This window comes from Clostridium sp. Cult1, assembly GCF_021655095.1.
Lineage (GTDB): Bacteria > Bacillota > Clostridia > Tissierellales > Tepidimicrobiaceae > Schnuerera.
In genome coordinates this window covers 2,308,112-2,326,690 of sequence record NZ_PPXW01000001.1, presented here as the reverse complement: position 1 = coordinate 2,326,690, position 18,579 = coordinate 2,308,112, and the positions used below count along the sequence as shown (strand labels likewise).

Here is an 18,579-nt window from a genome sequence, read left to right as displayed (position 1 = left end):
CTACTTTTTCTTCTTTAAAAACTGATTTATTTTATTTATATCTAATTTCACATTTGCCGCCTCAATATTCTCTTCTTGTATACATTTATACAATTCTTTCCGAAAAATGTCAATGTTTTTAGGGGCATCGATACCTATTTGCACTTTCCCATCTTCAATGGCTAGAATTTTTACTTCAATATTTCCATCTATAATTATGGATTCATCTTTTTTTCTTGAAAGTATTAGCATAGTTATACACCCCTATCTTCTAAACTTTGCTTGAATATATAATGTCTTGTAGTATATCTATCATCATCAAGGATTACCTGTTTCCCTATTTTTTTATTTGCATTAATTATTATTGGTCCTAAAAGGTTAGCTGTCATTTTTTCCATATCCTCCGGAACCACTACGATGGAATATACTATCACATCTTTCTCATCTTCAATTTTTAATTTTTCCTGAGCTGTTTCAGGGATTATTATATCGTAGTTAGGGTATGCAAAGAAAGGATTTATTATTACAAAGGCCAGATCAGGATTAGATATAGATTGAAGCCAGTGAAATGGATTTTCTTCGTCTTCATTATTTATGATTATAAATTGTTTCTCTTCTTCAAATCCCAGTATTCCTTCTGGGAAATGGATTATCTTATCTTCATCTATTTCTATTTCTCCAAAGTTCTTGGTATCTAGTATCATTCAATCTTCCCCTCTTTCTATAAATAAGTTTTGGGCGACCAAAGATCGCCCTAAAGTTTACTTTACCCATTATCAATTGCTCATTATAAATTATCTAAGAAATTCTACTAAAGTGGGTTGTATTATTTTTGCTCCAGTCATTAGGCTAGATACATATACATTCTGGGCAGTATTTATATGCATGAATACTTCTGCCATGTCCACATCTTCGTTATAGGATAGGAGTTCCTTTACACTGTCAACTTGGACTGCCAGTTTCTTTTCAGTTAATTCAAGTCTATTCATCTTAGCCCCTACTTCTGCTCGGACTGCTAGGACTTGTTCATGGCTTTTTTCTATATTACCTATGGCTTCTTGGATGGCATCAGGATCATTGTTTTCTAATGCTTCGGATAAATCTTCGAATACTTTGATTAAATAGGGTTTATCACCTTGGTTAACTTCTCCAGTGTAATCTTCACTTGGATTACCAAATACCTTACCTCCAAGAGTATTTACCTTTACTGTTTCTGAAACCCCCACATTATATTCAAAAACTTCGGTTGATTCAAGATCAATATTATATTGAATATCACCATCATCAGTTACCTTCAACAATGGCATATCCGTCTTGTATCCACTAAATATATGTCTTCCTGCATAGGTAGTATTGGCGATTTGGACTAAATGTTCTTTTAGTTGGTCTATTTCTTCTTTTATTTTCTTTAAATCTTCTCCTTCTTTGGTACCATTAGCAGCATCTATTGTTAATTCACTGGCTCTTTTTAGTACTTCTCCTATTTCTCCTAAAGCCGCTTCTGTATCCGTCATCCAGGACATAGCATCCTTGGCATTTCTCTTATATTGTTCTAGTTTAGATATATCCGTATTAAATTTTAAGGATTTACTTGCTCCTATTGGATCGTCTGAGGGAACTCTAAATTTCTTACCTGTTGATTGTTGATATTGAAGTTTTTCTAAAGTCCTTAGGTTTTGATTTAAATTGTACACCATATTATTTACTAGCATGTTGTTTGTAACTCGCATTTTATCACCATCCTAATTAATACTGGTAAAAGTCCTTTAATAGTTGAAATGCTAACGTCCAACTAATCCTAATCTATTTATAGTCACATCCATAATAGTATCCATGGTGGTTATCATTCTGGCTGAAGCTACATATGTATGTTGGAATTTTACCATATCTGCCATTTCTTCGTCATAGGATACCCCTGATATGGAATCTCTCTTTGATTCTATATTTTTAAGGATTAAATTCTGGGTATCATACATTCTTTGACCTTGCATACTGTCTACTGCTAAATTGGAAATTATAGATTTTAGAAAATCGTCTGGAGTTCCTTTGGGTAAAGGGTTGCCATCTGTACCTATAATTCCATCAAAGAATTCTCCATTATCCCTTAGAGCTATTAATTCCAACAGATTTCTATTATCCTCTGCATTACCAGGAGAAGCACCTGCTGCTGCAATATTTTCCAAATTATCTAATATAGCGTCAGACAAAGTTATAGTCGCAGCTGGATTATCTGGATCGGATATATGGAAAAATTCCCCACCATTTTCTGTAGAATTTAATTTATAGCCTTTCTCGTGCTGCTCATTAAAAGCCTCTGCAAAACCTTTTGCAAAATCATCTAATTTCCTCTGATAATAGGGTATTCCCCTATAGCTATTATTTTTCCCATCTCCATTATATAATTCTAATAATCCTTTTAGCTCTCCTGCTCTTAGGTTTACAGTACCGCCATTGCTCCATTTTATTACTATATTATCCTTATCATCTGTATCTGTTTTTACAAAATTCGCATCTGTATGATCTACTAAGGACACACCGCTTATATTTACTCTAAATTTACCATCCTTGGATTCGTCTACTTTTACATTTACTATTTGGGATAGCTCGTCTACTAGTAAATCTCTTCTATCCCTCAGATCATTGGCTTTTCTACCATCTAATTCGTTAGAGTAGATTTGTCTATTTAAAGATGCAATTTGGGTTGCTATACTATTTATCTTTCTTACTTTAGTATCTATGGAAACTTCCGTTTCTTTCTTTAATTCTGCTAATCTTGCTGCTGATTCATTTATATGTTTAGTAAAAGCTAGAGCATTTTCCCTTACAGGTTCCCTATAGGAAAAATCTGAAGGGTTTTTACTCATATTATCTAATGCAGTATAAAAATCATCTAAATATTGTCTAAAACTGCTTTTAGAAGGCTCTCCAAATAGCTTTTCTATTTCAGATAGAGTATCCCTCTTAATTAACCATTCCCCTTTTGGGGCGTTTTCGTTCCAATATTTAAAATCCACATAGGAGTCCCTTACTCTAGCTATATCGTATATTTCAGTTCCTGTACCTAAATAGCCTATCCCTGGTAAGTTATAAGGGCTAGTAGCTCTTTGAGCTCCTTGTTGTCTTGAATAGCCTTCTGTGTTCATATTACTTATATTATGATTGGTTATATATAAAGATCTTTGACTAGCTAATAGGGCTTGTACAGCAGTATTAAAGCCAAAATGCATATTTACTCAGTCCCTTCGTAATAATTTTATCGTCCAACTATTCCTAGTCTATTCACAATTGTTTCTATCATCTCATCGATAGCATTAATCACCCTAGAGTTAGCTATATAAGAATGTTGATATTTTAGCATATTTGCCATTTCTTCATCTAGGGATACGGAGGATATTTCTTGTCTTCTTTCGTCTATTTGATTTATTAGCATAACTTGGTTTAGCACCATGTCCCTAGCTTGTTCCCTTTCAAGACTTAAACTTAAGATTAGGTCTCGGTAGAAGCCATCTGTATTGGTAGTTCCACCTTTGCCTTTTATTTCATTAATAATATCTTCTATATTAGTAAAATCATTGCCGTTCTCATCCTTTAATTCTTCATATATATATTTATCATCATTAGAAATATAATCCTCATAATTCCTAAATAAATTCATTCCCCTTAAATCTAAAATAGCCTTGGCTATATCTCCATCTCCCTTTGCAGCTGATCCTCCTACTGCAATTTTATTAAAATCTTCTAGGGCTGGATTTACCTTTATTGTTGCTGCTGGATCTTTAGGATCGCCTATTATGAAGAAATTCTCTCCATTTAGTTCTCCCTCTAAATCTACTCCTATTTTATGCAGAGCATTTATACTAGAAGCCAGTTCTCCCACCAAAACATTCAGTCTTTCCTTATATTCTACTACTACCTTATCCCTGGCATCTATATAGCCTCCTAGTTCGCCTAGTCCCCTTAGATCTATAGGCTCTCCTGTATCAGACCAGTGTATTTCACCATGGCCTTTTGGATTTAATTTAACATCTATAGGATTAAAATAGTGCCCATTGATTAAATCCCTTCCATTTAAAGTTACTGTAACTTCACCATATTTATTTTCATAATAATTTATGGGAATTAATTCTGAAAGTCTATCTAAGGCTGCATTACGCTGGTCCCTATAATCATTGGCAGAGATATTTGGCCCATAGCCTTCTGCTAGTTTAATCTTGTTGTTTAATCCAGCTATTTCCTTAAGTAAGGTATTTACTTCCTCCGTTTTATTTAACATTTCCTTATTTAAATTGAATTGTAAACTATCCAATTGGACTGATATATGGTTTACTGTAGTGGTAAAAGCTACTGCCTTTTCATGAAGAAGTCCTCTTATGGTTAAACTATCTGGTTCCTTATATAGTTCTGACCAACCATCCCAAAAATCATCCATTACCTCCTGTAGGCCACTGCTGGTTATCTCATTAAATATTACTTCAATTTCATTGAGTATTTCAGATTTAGTATTATAATATCCAAAGGTAGCCATTTCCCTTCGTAGCTTAGCATCTAAAAATTCATCTCTTATCTGTCTAATCTGCTGTACATCTACCCCTGATCCCATTTGATATCTTGTAATGGTATTAGTAGAATAAGAGCTTTCTGCATGGATTACTCCTTGTCGTACATAGTTTCGATTGTTAACATTGGCTATATTATGGGATACTGTGTCTAAAGCCTTTTTATTTGCATTTATTCCCGATATTGAAATATACAATCCTCCAAAACTCATATCTACACCTTCCTATCGAATAAGCTGTTTTTAGCTTCTGTTCCTTTTTTCTCCTTACCATAGGTTGTAGGAGTATAAGTATTGGTAAGGAGGTTCATATTGAAATCAAGCCATTGTAAATTTTCATTAATAAGTTGACTGTTAATATTATTTCTACTTTGAATTTCTTCCAAGGATTTGGATAACTCTTCACCTATACGATTTAATTCTTCCTTTCCTTCTGGAATCCTTTGGATTACTTCCGATAATGGAGTATTTATATCCACTCCCCAATTATTCATTAGATTAACTCTTTCTTCTTCCGTATTTGCCATTGTATTTATAAGTTCTTCTTCCTTTTTAATTATTTCTTCCAACTCTTCCACTTGATTGTTTATGATTATATCGGTTTTATCAAAGGTGAGTTCTTTTAATCTAAAAAGGATATCCAACTCCCTTTTCAATACATCCATTAGTTCTTCTGAAAAACTCATCTTCCCACCTCATTATATTTTCTTATCGAAATTTGCACTCTCGTATATCTTTTCTGCTATTTTTTTACCTTCCACATTATAATTTCCTGAATTTATATCCTTTTTAATTCTATCTACCTTATCCTTTCTTATATCTGGCACTTCTTTTAATTTATTGATGGCAAATTGGTAGTCCTTAGCCTTTTCTGAAACTTCTAATTCATCTTTCCCTAAAGTATTTTTATTGGATTTTATTTTATTGTCTCTCATATCATTATAGATTTGTAATATCTTTTCAGTTTTATTGATTTTCATAAAAATACACCCCATTTTCCCTTATTCAATATTATTATCGGTTAAATGGGGTGATACTTTAACTATATTTTTATTTAATTATCTCTCCCTGCGTCTATCTGTAATTCTAATCTTTTCTCTTGCTCTACCATTTTTGACATCTCTAGGATCCCTACCTCCGCCTAGGGTTTGTTTGAATTCTCTTTGCATCTCTGCAGTACATTTCTCACAGAAACGTCCTGTCTTTATTGAGGTCCCACACCTTTCACAGCTTAGGAGTACATTGTGTTCATCTTTAATCTCTAGCCTTCCTTCTCTTAAAAACTCAATTATCTTCTTGGTGTCTATTCCTGTTTCTTCTGAAACCTCTGATATATTTGCTCCTGGATTTTCATCTATATATTCTTTTATAATTTTGAAATCCTTTTCATCTTCTCTTCTACAATGTAAGCATATTTTGAATCCATCATAAGCATATATTTTACCGCAACGACTGCAGTTTCTAACATCCATATTTTCACCTCACAGTTTCATACTAGAAGTAAGAGCTAATCCGTATATTTTTTTGGCTCCACTTTCCATAAGGGATTTGCTACATTCCTCTAATGTAGCCCCTGTAGTAATAATATCGTCAATTAAAAGAATTTCTTTACCTTTAAAATCTTCAATATTATTGGTTTTAAAAGAATTCTGTAGGTTATTTTGTCTTTCAATTTTACCTAGTCTATTTTGATCTTTAGTCCATTTCACCTTTAATAAATGATTTCTTAAGATAGGAATATTCAATTTCTTTGATACATAATCTCCCAATAACTGAGATTGATTATAGCCTCTAAATGCCTCTTTTCTCCTATGAATAGGTACATATATAATGGCATCTACCCTTTTATCTATTCCTTTATCCTTTATAGTAGAGAGGAGGATTTCTCCAAAAGGCTTATATAAATAGCTTTTACCTTGAAATTTAAAGGAATGGATTTTTTCCCTTATGAATCTATTGTACAAAACTGAGTAATATATCTTCTCAAGGCTAGGTAGATTTAAATCAATTTCTCTATTAACAAATTCAATTAAACCCTTGCAACTTGTACAAATACAGTCTTTAGAAGATGTTATATTACTTTTACAAAATAAACAGATATGCTCTTGAGGAAATAAGAATTCCTTTATGCTCTTCATAAGTTCCATAGTTTCCTCCTTAAAAACTAGTTAATATATTTCTAATTTTATAATCAAGGCTAGAATATCTTTTGGCAATTCTATTATTAGATATCATAGTTCTTAGATATCTTTCTTCTCCAACTAGTACTACTAAGTTCTTAGCTCTAGTTATTGCTGTGTATAATAAGTTTCTCGTAAGTAACATTGGTGGTCCCCAATATATAGGCATTACCACTACTGGAAATTCACTTCCTTGGCTTTTATGAACTGTAGTAGCATAGGACAATTTTAGTTCATCTAACTGGTTGAAATTATACTCCACTTCCTTTTCATCATCGAATAATACTTTTATGATCCTATCTTCATCATCAATATCCACTATTATTCCAAAATCTCCGTTAAAGACTCCTTCTCCCTTTTCTACAACCACTTCATCTTTTATTAACTCCCATTCTGTAGTATAATTATTCTTAATTTGCATTACCTTATCTCCAACCCGAAATAGTTGGTCTCCTATTAATTTTTCCTTCTTTCCATAAGCTTTGGGATTCAATACCTTTTGCAAATATTTATTTAATGCATTGATGCCTACATCCCCTTTCTTCATAGGGGTTAATACCTGAATATCCTTAAGAGGATCTACTCCATAGTAGTTAGGCAGTCTTTCTTTACAAAGGGATAATATGATATTCACTATATTATTAGGATCCCTTTCTTTTATAAAATAAAAATCCTTATCTTTTTCATTTAATATAGGCATTTCACCTTTGTTAATTCTATGGGCATTAACAACTATTAAACTCTCTTCCGCTTGGCGAAATATTTCATCTAGTTTAACTACCTTTACTACTCCACTGCCCATTATATCCTTTAGCACATTTCCTGGACCTACTGAAGGCAGCTGGTCCACATCTCCTACCAAAATAAGTCTAGTCCCTGGAACTATAGCCTTTAATAAGCTATTCATCAATAAAATATCTACCATAGATGCTTCATCAATAATGAGCAAATCCGTATCCAAAGGACTGTCTTCATTAAGACCAAAAGCCATCTCTTCTTCCATATAGGAGTATTCCAATAATCTATGGATGGTTTTTGCTTCTATACCCGTAGTTTCCGTCATCCTTTTAGCTGCTCTTCCTGTAGGAGCAGCCAGGTTTACAGTTAAACTTTGGTCTTCAAATATCTTTATTATGGCATTGATTATGGTAGTCTTCCCCGTGCCAGGACCTCCTGTGATTACGACAATTCCATTCTTTATAGATTCCTTAATTGCTTCTATCTGTTTGTCTGCAAAATCTATCCCTTCTTCTCCTTCTATTTCTTTAATTATTTTATCTATATCCACATTAAAATCCTCTAACTCTACTCGAGATAGTTCCACTATTTTTCTACTTACGTTGTTTTCAGCTATATGGAATGGTGTATAGTAGACTTTCATTTCATCCTCTATATTTAATATATGTACTATACCTTTTATAGCCAAATCTCTTAAGGATTCTTCAACTAAATTACTATCTACCCCCAATAATTCAGATGTAGAAGGTAGTAATTCATCTTTAGGTACATAAGTGTGGCCACTTCCAGCATATCTATTTATGACATACCTAATACCTCCTTCTATTCTATAAGGAGATTCAAGGCTAATGCCCATATTTTGCGCAATTTTATCTGCAGTTTTAAATCCTATTCCAAATATATCCTCTGAGAGTTTGTAGGGATTTTCAGAAATTATATTGACGGTATCCTTTCCATACTTTTTATATATTCTAATTCCATAATTAGCTGTAATCCCATATTGTTGGAGAAAGACCATAATCTCCCTTAATTCCCCTTGTTCTTCAAAAGCTTCTACTATACGTTTCAGTTTTTTTTCCCCAATTCCTTCTATTTCCTTCAATCTTTCAGGATTGTATTGAATAATATCTAAAGCATCCTTTCCAAATCTTTCAACTATTTTTTTAGCAGTTTTTGGCCCTATATGTGGAATCATACCAGAGGATAAGTATTTTTCAATACCATTTATAGTAGAAGGAACTACTATGGAAACATTGGATATTTCTAACTGTTCGCCATAGGTTGGATGATAAATCCATTCCCCTTCTACTTTTATGGTTTCTCCTATATTGATATAAGGTATATAGCCTACAATAGTAGCATTACCATCTGAAGTACTAAGACTTGCCACTGTATAAGCATTTACTTCATTTCTAAATATTATATCCTCTACCGTACCTTCTAATGTTAACAAAACCATTCTCCTCTATCCATATTATTAGATAATATTATATCATATTGATATAATAATTGATTTTTTACTAAAGCAAAAAATTATTCTTCATTTTCAATATTTCATTTATCAATAAAGCTATATCCTTTTTAGTGGCAGGTTTATCATAGTCTTGATATAAATCCCTTTCATTAATGGTAATTGTGTTTTGTTTTTCTTTACATAGTTTTTTAACTATATATCCATTTTTAATATGCTTATTTACAGTATCTATAGAAGATAGCGACTCTATGGTATTGCCCTGGGTTAATTGGACTATAGTTTTATCTTCTCTTTTATAGGCTTTTTTAATATATTTTAGATTTACATAGCCAAAAGACCCATCATTTTTATATAAGGGTTTTCTTACCTTTATAGGTATGAAAACATTCTCCCTATTAAATGGAATTGGGGTCAAATTTCTAATATTTAATATATCTCCATAATATTTTTTTGTGGCTTTTAAATCCATTAAGTAAAATTTACTTATTTGATTTAATACAGTTCTAACGGTTTTTTCAACTTCATATTCCCCTCCACAACCAGTTAATAATAATGTGCAATTCCCCTTCATAGCCAAATAAACTGGGAGGAAGGCTACTAGTTCTTCAGAAATAATTTTCTCTATATCCATAAAAATCCCCTCCTTGAATTATTTTATCAGAACACATGTTCCGTGTCAAGAAGGGGATTTTATTATTTAATTCCAGCTATAGCTTTGGAAAGTTCATTTATACTTTCTGTAAGCATATTTAGTTTTGCCTCTATTCGAACCAGTAAATAGATAGAAATTACTATAGGGAATCCTAAATTTGCAATATGGGTATAAATTTCTTCCATATTAGCCTCTCCTTTCTATTTTGAATTTATAAGGGTAGAAGGGCAGACCCTTAGGTCTGCCCTTACATTTTGTTAAATTGCTAATTCTTCTACTGTTGTGGTTATAAATCTAGCACCTTCTGTGGCTACTATATCTCCAGCTGCAGTAAAAAATATATTTCTATTGACTATTTCATCCATTGCAGCCCTTACTTCCATTTCCGTAAGATCTTCTCTAGGGTCATCTATAGATATGGTGAATTTCTTCCCCATTTCATCTTTAAACTCCATTTCTAATTTAGATTTCTCCATCTAATCACCTCCTCATGAATTATTTCCTTTTAGACTATTCGTTCTTCAGTTCTATTTCCTCTAACCTTTTGACTTTGAACAAAGGCAAAGTTTGAAGGCCTGCTAGGAATTGAGCTACTGAATATAGATCTTCGTTTTCTACTGTTGGTTTCACTTTAGACAGGATTTTAGACTTTATTATTTGTCTATTTCCGTCCATACCTCCGTCTAATTCCAGTTTTAGTCTTACACTTTCTTTAATATCAACTACTGCCATCTCCTCACCTCCTTCTAATCCTTATATAGAAGAAGGTGTACTATTTTACCATTCTATTTTTTAATTTTTTTATTCCTTGGGTTTTGGTATTAACTACAGTCCTATAAGATATTCCTAGTTTATTCGCTATTTCATCTATAGATAACCTATTTATATAATAATCTACTACCACTTGTTTTTGCCTTTCAGTAAGGCAGTTTAAGCTTTCTAGTAATAAATATTTTTCTTCCTTTTTTATAACAGCATCTACTGGGTCTTCTTCACTCCCTTCTAATAAGTCTATAAATTCTCCTTCTTCTAAAGGTTCATTTAAAGAAAGGATTTGCTTCTCCCTATGTTTTTCAAGGTATCCATACCTTAACATGGCTTTAACATATCCTAAAAACTTAACTCCTCTATTGGGATTATAATTTTCAATGGCTTTTAGTATTATTTCATAACCTTCCTGGATTAAATCATCATACTGATCTATTTTATTGTAGTATCTTCTAATAGAGCTAATTATTAAAGGGTTAAGTTTTAATAATAAAGTTTCTTTAGCCTTTTTATCTCCTTTTTTGCTTAATAATAGTAGCTTTTCTATCTCCTTATACATATTTTTTCCTCCATAGAGGAAGGCGCCTTCCATATTTCCTAGGTAAGTTTATATTAGCTTGAAAATGGAGAATTGGAAATTTCAGATTTTGAACAATTCACAATAAGAAATAAATAAAGAGCCAAGGAAACAATCCCTTGACTCTCTTAATTTTTGAAGAATTTTCTAAAGTCTTCTTTAGAAAAATATAAATTCATTGTTTTATTTAAAAGCTTCTTTTCTTAATATCTCAGCTTTATCCGTTTTTTCCCATGGTAGGTCTAAATCCTTCCTGCCAAAATGACCATAGGCTGCTATTTGCCTATATATAGGCCTTTTTAAGTCTAAATCCCTTATAATGGCTGCTGGTCTCAGATCGAAATGTTTTTCTACTAATTTTTCTATTTCTCCATCAGAAATTTTTCCAGTGCCAAAGGTTTCTACATATATGGATAGAGGTCTAGCTACTCCTATGGCATAGGCTAGGCCTATTTCACATCTATCTGCCAATCCTGCAGCTACAATATTTTTAGCTACATATCTGGCTGCATAGCTAGCTGAACGATCTACTTTTGTAGGGTCTTTTCCTGAAAAAGCTCCTCCTCCATGTCTTCCGTATCCGCCGTAGGTATCAACTATTATTTTTCTACCTGTAAGGCCTGCATCTCCCATAGGGCCACCAACAACGAATCTTCCCGTTGGATTTACATAGTATTTAGTATCATCATCCAACATATTATGAGGAACTATTTTCATGATTACATGTTCCATAATATCTTTTTTTATAGTGTCTAAATCCACATCAGGACTATGCTGAGTTGATACAACAATGCTCTCTAATCTAACTGGTTTACCATCATGGTATTCTACAGTTACTTGAGTTTTTCCATCAGGTCTTAAATACTCTAATGTCCCGTTTTTTCTCACATTTGCTAATCGCCTTGCTAATTCATGGGCTAAAGAAATTGGTAAAGGCATCAATTCTTCAGTTTCATTACAAGCATAGCCAAACATCATCCCCTGGTCTCCTGCTCCTATCTGGTCTAGTTCATCTTCTCCATTAGACCTATGTTCCAAGGCTTTGTTGACCCCAAGGGCTATATCTGGAGATTGTTCATTTATTGATGTAAGAACAGCACAGGTATCTGCATCGAAACCATATTTAGCCCTAGTATATCCTATTTCCTCTACAGTATGTCTCACAACTTTAGGGATATCTACGTAACATTTGGTTGTAATTTCTCCCGTTACAAGTACTAACCCTGTTGTCACCGTAGTTTCACAAGCCACTCTAGCTTCCGGATCCTCAGTTAATATCTCATCTAATATAGCATCGGAAATGGCATCACATACCTTATCTGGATGACCTTCGGTTACGGATTCAGAAGTAAACAACCATTTTTTCATAAAAAAGACCTCCTTAAGTTTGTATAAAAATTTTCTTTAGTTACAAACTAAAAAACCTCTTCCAAAAGGAAAAGGTAGTATAATAGTAACCTCATCTTTCAGAATTCTAATTCTGTGGGATTTAGCACCTTTGTATTAGCAACAGGTTGCCGGGTTTCTTCGGGCCCATTCCCTCCACCACTCTTGATAAGGCATCAAGATTTCTATTAATTTAATATACATATTTTAACATAACTATAGGGGTAAGTCAAACTTTAATCTAGTTACCCAAAAACTTGATAGCTTATAGTGGATACTATTATTCCAGCAGTAAATACTCCAGAAAGAATTGCCAATAATGCATTTTTATAATCTACTTTAAGTAAAGTTGCAGCTATACACCCAGTCCAAGCCCCTGTAGTTGGTATGGGAATGGCTACTAAAATAAATAGACCTAATAAACTATACTTTTTAATTGTATCCCTAGTCCTTTTCAAAGTTCTCCTTTTAACCCAACCAATAAATTTAGAGAATAGGAAGGTTTTTTCTAAATAATTCATTACTGGATTCAATATTTTTAATAAAATAGGAACTATAGCCATATTGCCTATAATGCTTATAATAGTGCTATGAATTGGACTTAAACCTAAAGATATGCCTAAAGGTATAGCGCCCCTTAGTTCGGATATAGGCATAGCGGCCATTAGTATAACTAGTATTTCTCTTTTTAATTCTTCTAATAGTTCAAACATAAGCAAGACTCCTTTTTTATTATTAATAAGTTCCATTGTAAACCCTTATAATATATTCTACAAACGAGAGTAAAATCCTTTATTAATTTTTATTTTAATAAATATTTATCTGGATAAATAGTCCTATTTCTCTATTCCTTTAATTATATGATTGATAACCCATTGTATTTTACAATACTTCATAGACCCCCTTTTCCAATAATAGGGTTCGTTGCAATAATTGCATTTTTTTGCCAAAAACTAATTTTTTATGTGGTATAATGTATATTAATTGAGATAATTTTAACAACTTATGTTGAAATAATATTATGGAAGGAGGATAATAAGGAAATTAAACAAGAGTTGAAATATAGCCATAGTAGGAGCAGGTCCTAGTGGTTGTAAAACAACGAAGATCTTGGGGAGCTATAACTTCTGGTAACGAAATAGGAAGTTTTGTATAACAATATACTAATTAAACAGGGGGATTATTATGACTCAAAAGGATTTTATATTTGAAAAGAATAAAATTGTAACTAAATTAATGTTATTTTCTTTGGTACTAGGACTAATTGTGGACTTTGTTAATAAAGTTCCAATGTCAACTATATTAACTTTAGCCATTGTTGGTGCAATAGCCCTTATTCCTTCTTGGTTATTGACTTATAAACGAATATTTGAAAAAGCTGTTAGGTATATAGTTGTAATAGGCATGGCTTCCTTAAGCTTTCTATTAATCAAATCTCATCCACATACAGCTAATTATATCCTATTGTATTATGGTATTGCTGTTGTATCAATATTTCAAGATTTCAAACCTATAATTCTTATTGGGATTATCAATTTTATATTAACCAATTATTTCTACTACCAATATAAAGATATTATGTTTCCAGGGTTAGATGGTCAAAAACTTATTTCCTTAAACCTTTATCTGGTATTAATAACCTCGGTATTAGCATTCCAAAGTAAAATCGGCGAAAAAATGACTAACCAATTAGAAAATAAGAATATGGAATTAGTAGAAGATAAAGCACAAATTGACATTTTAATGTCTCAATTAAGTGATACTCTAACAACTATTAGCACTTTCAGTCTGAACCTAATGGAGAATTTAGAAATTATCAAGAAAATTTCCGAAGAAGTTGCTAATACCTCCCATGAAATAGCTAATAGTATAGAATCCCAATCTCATAGCATTACAGATATAAATCAATCTATAATAAAAAGTAATGACGAAATACAACTAGTAACTAAGGCAGCAGAAAAGATGGCTCAATTATCTCAGAATACTTTCAATATTGCTGAAAATGGAAGTAAAAAGGTAGTCTCACTAACAAATGAAATCGAAGAAGTAAATACAAGTATGGATACAACAACAGCTATTTTAGAAGAACTAAACCAACAGTCAGGACAGATTAGTATAATACTTAAATCCATAAATGAAATTGCAGAACAAACCAATTTATTAGCTTTAAATGCAGCAATAGAAGCAGCAAGAGCAGGCGACCATGGCAAGGGCTTTGCTGTGGTAGCTGAAGAAATTAGAAATCTAGCTGAAAACTCAAGTAAATTCACCGAAGAAATATCATCTATATTAGGAGAAGTTCAACTGAAAACAAAAGAAGTAACCAATAAGGTTCATAAAGACCAGGAACTATTTAACTCCAGTAAAATTGCCACTAATGATGTTTACGATTTATTCAAAGAAATAAATGAAAATACAAATAATGTATTAGTTCAAGCTGATGATGTGAAACAAAAAATATCTAAAGTACATAAAAACTCTGAATCAATTCTAAATGAGATCATGGCCATAACCGGTGTAACAGAAGAAAATTCTGCAGCAGTAGAGGAAGTGGCAGCTAATATAACGGAAGAGGATAGTAGGGTAGAAGAAATTATCAATAGTTTTAAGGAATTGGAAGTTTTAATGACTAAATTAAGGGAACTATTGGAAAACAATTAAGGTTTATTCTATGAGTTGGCATTTGCCAACTCATAAACAAAATACTTAAATATGATGAGATTTACTTAGTATTTATTAAATATATCAATCTAATTACCTATAATAGTCGTTTTTGCTTCATTTATATATCTTGCATTTTATACACTTATCCCTTATACTATAATAGTGGTCAGCGGGGTGTAGCGCAGTTTGGTAGCGCACGTGGTTTGGGACCATGGGGCCGGGGGTTCGAATCCTCTCACCCCGACCATTATTTAAAAGAAGGATTGAAATTTCAATCCTTCTTTTTTTATGTCTAAAATCTACTTGTTAGATGTTTGTAATACAATTGTAACCATATTGATATATTTCCATTATATAATGATATTATGAATGTCTAAAGATAAGGTTACTCATGTGGAAAGGGGGTTGGAAGGGGCAATAGATAATTTCATCAATTAAAAAATGGAAAAGGTGTTTACTTATTTGTTTAATCAAGGAGAGGTGATATTTTTGAAGAAATGGATTAAAAATATATTTTTGTTATTAATTATTGCAGTCGGTTTAATTACTTCAACAGCCCCATCCTTAACTGCCAATGCAGTTAATATGCCTTATAGAATCTATGAAACTAAAAGTTCAGAATATCTTGGATCCGGTATTCTATATGAGAACATAAAGAAGTTTACTTCTGATGGTTGGTGGCATATAAATGTGGTGCGAGTAGACTTAACAGATGAATACGCTGAAATAGGTGGATTATTTAGCAATAAGGGGTTATCTAATAGGGATAGCGTTAGTAATATGGTAAAAGAAAAAAATGCCGTTGCAGGAGTTAATGGAGATTTTTTTGAATACAGCCCTCTCTCTTACTCTATGGGAACCTTTATTGATAAAGGAGAAGTATTATCATCTCCAATTGAAAGAGCTTACGCTCTGCCTACTTTTTATTTAGATATAGAAAACAATCCAGATATAACCTTTTTCGATAGAAGTATGAACCTGACCTCATTAAATTCAGGTGAATCTATACGAATAAGTTTAATCAACAAAGCAGCGGATATGAATATGGTAACTTTATTAAATAAACATTGGGGCTCAAAATCCTTTGGCAATAAATATAATGGTAAACCTAATGATAAAGCCAATGGAGAGACAAAGGAAAATACAAATAGCCAAATAAATGAAAAACCAAATTTTACTTATAATAATGAAATGGTTGAAATGGTAGTAGTTGATAATATAGTTCAGGAAATTAGAATTGGTAAAGAAGCAGTGTCCATCCCAGAAAACGGATATATTATAGCTGTAAGAGGGAATAGAGCAGAACCTTTGTTAACTAATTTCAATGTAGGAGATGAGGTAAAACTATCCGTAGGTACAACTCCTAATCTAGAGAGTATTAAATTTGCTATTGGTGGAGGCAGTATTATTCTTAAAGATGGAAAGATAATTAATTCTAATATAAATATTAAAGGAAAGCACCCAAGGACAGGAATAGGAATTTCGGAAGATAGAAAGGAATTAATAATTGCTACCATTGATGGTAGAGATGTTTCCTATACAGGTGTTAGTCAAGAGATATTTGCAACTATTCTTAAAGATTTAGGGGCTTATAATGCTATAAATCTAGATGGAGGCGGCTCTACTACCATGGCTATTAAACCTGTGGATGAGCAAGTAACAAAGGTTGTAAACAAGCCTTCTGAAGGTGGAGAACGAAGGGTTGTAAACGGTGTTGGAGTTTTTTCTAATGCACCTAAAGGTGAACTTTCCTATATAAAGATAAATACAGATGAAGCTAAAATGTTGCCTAATACTTCTAGAAGATTTACAGTTAAAGGCTATGACCAATATCATAATCCAGTAGAAGTAGATCAAAATCAAGTAAAATATACTTTCGAAGGGGCTGAAGGAGAAATAGAAGGAAATACTTTTAAAGCTAAATCTTCTGGTAATGTAACCATAAAAGCCAATTATCAAGGTATAACTTCTACTTTAGATATTAAGGTATTAGATGAAGTTAAGAGCATTGTTTTCTCAGCAGATAAATTCAGTCTACATCCTAATAGTCAGAAAAACATTGGAACAATCTATGGAAAAGACAAAAACGGGTTCAAAGCCATAATTTATTTTGAAGACATAGAGTGGACAGTTAGTGGAGATATAGGCTATGTTGAAAATGGAGTATTCTACAGTGGAGACAAAGCAGTTGCCGGTGCTATTACTGGCCGAGTAGGAGAAACCATAAATAATATTCTAGTATCCATTGGTTCTGGTAACAGCTCATTAATAGAAGGATTTGAAAATATCAATAAATTTAGCATAACTACTTATCCTGAATATGTAAAAGGTGAAATTTCCCAGAGTACTATCGCTAAGGAAGGTCAAAATAGTATAGGCCTTAAATATGACTTTACTCAAGGTGAAGACACTAGAGCTTCATATATACTATTTAAACCAGAAGGAAAAAATGGACTTGCCTTAAAAGGAATGCCAAATAAATTATCTCTTTGGATAAAAGGAGATAATAATGGAGCTTGGTTAAGGGGTACTGTTAAAGATAAAAATGGAAACAGCCATACTTTAGATTTTACAAAATCTTTGAACTCCACAGAATGGCAATACGTAGAAGCCAATATTCCTTCTAATGTAGTTTACCCCATTGTTTTAGAAAGACTTTATGTAGTAGAAACTGATACTACTAAAAAATATTCTGGAGAAATTTTATTGGATAATTTAATGGCCCACTATCCACCATCCTACGATAATGTTGAAGTGCCAACTCCAACTAGCTTTAAGGATGGAAAAAATACTAAATCTGAAAAAACTGAAGGTGGGTATTCCTTTATAGTTACTAGATTACCTAATAATCTTCAGGAAATTGGTGGACAAGCTCAAATAGATAAAATCAAAAATAAGGTTAATTCACATAATTTAGGTCTATTTATAGGAAAAACAAGTGATGGATTTAACAAAACCATTAGCTCAAATAAAATAAATATGGGCAATCCATACAAAACCCATAGGTATAAAAATCTAATGGCCATGGACATAAGTAGTATAAAAGGTGGAATTAGGCCTACTAATCCACAACAATGGTTATGGTTGAAAAATGGATTAGCTAATGCAGAAGAAGATCATATAATTCTATTCTTAAATACTCCAATATTCGGATCTGGGGGATTTAAGGATAAATTAGAAGCTGATCTACTCCATGACACTTTAGTGGAAACCTTTGAAAAAGGTAAAAGTGTTTGGGTAATTTATAATGGAAATACCACTAGAACTGAATTAAAAGATGGCATTCGATATATAGAATTTAACAATAAAAAGATTGAAACCTTAGAAGATATTAAAAATATTAACTCCATAGAATTTGTCGTAAATGGCAAGGATATAACTTATCAGATTACCAATTGATTATAGACCTCAAAAGGAAAAACTGGACTCAAGATAGTCCAGTTTTTTTATATATAAAATATCAATTGTACAAAATAATTCCTACTGTAAATATTGTAAGTATAATAGCAAAAAAAGTATAAAAAATTCTTTTCCTCATATAACCCCTCCTTTAACCAATATTATTACCAGCTAAAGGAGAGATTAATCCAAATTGATAAATAAAAG

Annotated in this window: 19 protein-coding genes, 1 tRNA gene and 1 riboswitch; of the genes, 3 read left to right on the top strand and 17 right to left on the bottom strand. The window is 32.2% G+C overall.

All coding sequences use genetic code 11. The annotated features are described in order from the left end of the window. From csrA to C3E89_RS11540, 17 genes are all read right to left on the bottom strand, one after another. Positions 1-231, bottom strand: a complete 231-nt coding sequence (csrA, locus tag C3E89_RS11620) for a carbon storage regulator CsrA (protein ID WP_025640804.1) — start codon at positions 229-231, stop codon at positions 1-3. Between the two features lie 2 nt (positions 232-233). Beyond that, a complete protein-coding gene (fliW, locus tag C3E89_RS11615; protein ID WP_236913107.1) occupies positions 234-683 on the bottom strand; it encodes a flagellar assembly protein FliW in 450 nt (149 codons plus the stop codon). 90 nt (positions 684-773) lie between these two features. Next, positions 774-1,709, bottom strand: coding sequence for a flagellar hook-associated protein FlgL (gene flgL / locus C3E89_RS11610; RefSeq protein ID WP_236913106.1), 936 nt, complete (start codon positions 1,707-1,709; stop codon positions 774-776). Between the two features lie 51 nt (positions 1,710-1,760). Beyond that, positions 1,761-3,206: a flagellar hook-associated protein FlgK gene (gene flgK / locus C3E89_RS11605; protein WP_236913105.1), complete on the bottom strand. Its 1,446-nt coding sequence runs from the start codon at positions 3,204-3,206 to the stop codon at positions 1,761-1,763. Positions 3,207-3,232: 26 nt separating this feature from the next. After that, a complete protein-coding gene (flgK, locus tag C3E89_RS11600) occupies positions 3,233-4,747 on the bottom strand; it encodes a flagellar hook-associated protein FlgK (RefSeq protein WP_236913104.1) in 1,515 nt (504 codons plus the stop codon). Positions 4,748-4,749: 2 nt separating this feature from the next. Then, entirely contained in the window at positions 4,750-5,220 is a 471-nt protein-coding gene (locus tag C3E89_RS11595; RefSeq protein WP_236913103.1) for a flagellar protein FlgN, read from the bottom strand. Between the two features lie 12 nt (positions 5,221-5,232). Next, complete coding sequence (gene flgM / locus C3E89_RS11590) at positions 5,233-5,514, bottom strand: flagellar biosynthesis anti-sigma factor FlgM (RefSeq protein WP_236913102.1); 282 nt, start codon at positions 5,512-5,514, stop codon at positions 5,233-5,235. A gap of 78 nt (positions 5,515-5,592) precedes the next feature. Next, positions 5,593-6,006: a TIGR03826 family flagellar region protein gene (locus C3E89_RS11585; RefSeq protein ID WP_236913101.1), complete on the bottom strand. Its 414-nt coding sequence runs from the start codon at positions 6,004-6,006 to the stop codon at positions 5,593-5,595. Between the two features lie 9 nt (positions 6,007-6,015). Then, a complete protein-coding gene (locus tag C3E89_RS11580) occupies positions 6,016-6,681 on the bottom strand; it encodes a ComF family protein (RefSeq protein WP_236913100.1) in 666 nt (221 codons plus the stop codon). Between the two features lie 10 nt (positions 6,682-6,691). Continuing rightward, positions 6,692-8,911 (bottom strand): SF1B family DNA helicase RecD2, encoded by a 2,220-nt coding sequence (gene recD2 / locus C3E89_RS11575; RefSeq protein WP_236913099.1) that lies wholly within the window; start codon positions 8,909-8,911, stop codon positions 6,692-6,694. Positions 8,912-8,972: 61 nt separating this feature from the next. Further along, positions 8,973-9,557 carry a hypothetical protein gene (locus tag C3E89_RS11570; protein WP_236913098.1) on the bottom strand — a complete coding sequence of 195 codons (585 nt, stop codon included), beginning with the start codon at positions 9,555-9,557 and terminating at the stop codon, positions 8,973-8,975. Positions 9,558-9,619: 62 nt separating this feature from the next. Then, positions 9,620-9,763: a YvrJ family protein gene (locus C3E89_RS11565; RefSeq protein WP_236913097.1), complete on the bottom strand. Its 144-nt coding sequence runs from the start codon at positions 9,761-9,763 to the stop codon at positions 9,620-9,622. 72 nt (positions 9,764-9,835) lie between these two features. Then, positions 9,836-10,054 carry a DUF2922 domain-containing protein gene (locus C3E89_RS11560; RefSeq protein WP_236913096.1) on the bottom strand — a complete coding sequence of 73 codons (219 nt, stop codon included), beginning with the start codon at positions 10,052-10,054 and terminating at the stop codon, positions 9,836-9,838. A 34-nt stretch (positions 10,055-10,088) separates the two neighbouring features. Beyond that, positions 10,089-10,310 carry a DUF1659 domain-containing protein gene (locus C3E89_RS11555; RefSeq protein WP_236913095.1) on the bottom strand — a complete coding sequence of 74 codons (222 nt, stop codon included), beginning with the start codon at positions 10,308-10,310 and terminating at the stop codon, positions 10,089-10,091. A 40-nt stretch (positions 10,311-10,350) separates the two neighbouring features. Next, positions 10,351-10,905 (bottom strand): sigma-70 family RNA polymerase sigma factor, encoded by a 555-nt coding sequence (locus C3E89_RS11550; protein ID WP_236913094.1) that lies wholly within the window; start codon positions 10,903-10,905, stop codon positions 10,351-10,353. A gap of 201 nt (positions 10,906-11,106) precedes the next feature. Further along, a complete protein-coding gene (gene metK / locus C3E89_RS11545) occupies positions 11,107-12,291 on the bottom strand; it encodes a methionine adenosyltransferase (RefSeq protein WP_236913093.1) in 1,185 nt (394 codons plus the stop codon). An 88-nt stretch (positions 12,292-12,379) separates the two neighbouring features. Further along, positions 12,380-12,484: riboswitch (SAM riboswitch) on the bottom strand. A gap of 70 nt (positions 12,485-12,554) precedes the next feature. Further along, positions 12,555-13,022 carry a COG2426 family protein gene (locus C3E89_RS11540; protein ID WP_236913092.1) on the bottom strand — a complete coding sequence of 156 codons (468 nt, stop codon included), beginning with the start codon at positions 13,020-13,022 and terminating at the stop codon, positions 12,555-12,557. Between the two features lie 472 nt (positions 13,023-13,494). On the opposite strand from C3E89_RS11540, the gene C3E89_RS11535 reads away from it, so the two are divergent. From C3E89_RS11535 to C3E89_RS11525, 3 genes are all read left to right on the top strand, one after another. Further along, entirely contained in the window at positions 13,495-14,970 is a 1,476-nt protein-coding gene (locus C3E89_RS11535; protein ID WP_236913091.1) for a methyl-accepting chemotaxis protein, read from the top strand. A 173-nt stretch (positions 14,971-15,143) separates the two neighbouring features. Further along, positions 15,144-15,220 (top strand) — tRNA-Pro (locus C3E89_RS11530). Positions 15,221-15,462: 242 nt separating this feature from the next. Beyond that, entirely contained in the window at positions 15,463-18,372 is a 2,910-nt protein-coding gene (locus C3E89_RS11525) for a phosphodiester glycosidase family protein (RefSeq protein ID WP_236913090.1), read from the top strand. The last annotated feature ends 207 nt before the right edge of the window (positions 18,373-18,579 follow it).

Bases quoted from the DNA above. Each gene is read 5' to 3' on its own strand.
- csrA (WP_025640804.1), bottom strand. From the start codon at position 231: ATGCTAATACTTTCAAGAAAAAAAGATGAATCCATAATTATAGATGGA.
- fliW (WP_236913107.1), bottom strand. From the start codon at position 683: ATGATACTAGATACCAAGAACTTTGGAGAAATAGAAATAGATGAAGAT.
- flgL (WP_236913106.1), bottom strand. From the start codon at position 1,709: ATGCGAGTTACAAACAACATGCTAGTAAATAATATGGTGTACAATTTA.
- flgK (WP_236913105.1), bottom strand. From the start codon at position 3,206: ATGCATTTTGGCTTTAATACTGCTGTACAAGCCCTATTAGCTAGTCAA.
- flgK (WP_236913104.1), bottom strand. From the start codon at position 4,747: ATGAGTTTTGGAGGATTGTATATTTCAATATCGGGAATAAATGCAAAT.
- C3E89_RS11595 (WP_236913103.1), bottom strand. From the start codon at position 5,220: ATGAGTTTTTCAGAAGAACTAATGGATGTATTGAAAAGGGAGTTGGAT.
- flgM (WP_236913102.1), bottom strand. From the start codon at position 5,514: ATGAAAATCAATAAAACTGAAAAGATATTACAAATCTATAATGATATG.
- C3E89_RS11585 (WP_236913101.1), bottom strand. From the start codon at position 6,006: ATGGATGTTAGAAACTGCAGTCGTTGCGGTAAAATATATGCTTATGAT.
- C3E89_RS11580 (WP_236913100.1), bottom strand. From the start codon at position 6,681: ATGGAACTTATGAAGAGCATAAAGGAATTCTTATTTCCTCAAGAGCAT.
- recD2 (WP_236913099.1), bottom strand. From the start codon at position 8,911: ATGGTTTTGTTAACATTAGAAGGTACGGTAGAGGATATAATATTTAGA.
- C3E89_RS11570 (WP_236913098.1), bottom strand. From the start codon at position 9,557: ATGGATATAGAGAAAATTATTTCTGAAGAACTAGTAGCCTTCCTCCCA.
- C3E89_RS11565 (WP_236913097.1), bottom strand. From the start codon at position 9,763: ATGGAAGAAATTTATACCCATATTGCAAATTTAGGATTCCCTATAGTA.
- C3E89_RS11560 (WP_236913096.1), bottom strand. From the start codon at position 10,054: ATGGAGAAATCTAAATTAGAAATGGAGTTTAAAGATGAAATGGGGAAG.
- C3E89_RS11555 (WP_236913095.1), bottom strand. From the start codon at position 10,310: ATGGCAGTAGTTGATATTAAAGAAAGTGTAAGACTAAAACTGGAATTA.
- C3E89_RS11550 (WP_236913094.1), bottom strand. From the start codon at position 10,905: ATGTATAAGGAGATAGAAAAGCTACTATTATTAAGCAAAAAAGGAGAT.
- metK (WP_236913093.1), bottom strand. From the start codon at position 12,291: ATGAAAAAATGGTTGTTTACTTCTGAATCCGTAACCGAAGGTCATCCA.
- C3E89_RS11540 (WP_236913092.1), bottom strand. From the start codon at position 13,022: ATGTTTGAACTATTAGAAGAATTAAAAAGAGAAATACTAGTTATACTA.
- C3E89_RS11535 (WP_236913091.1), top strand. From the start codon at position 13,495: ATGACTCAAAAGGATTTTATATTTGAAAAGAATAAAATTGTAACTAAA.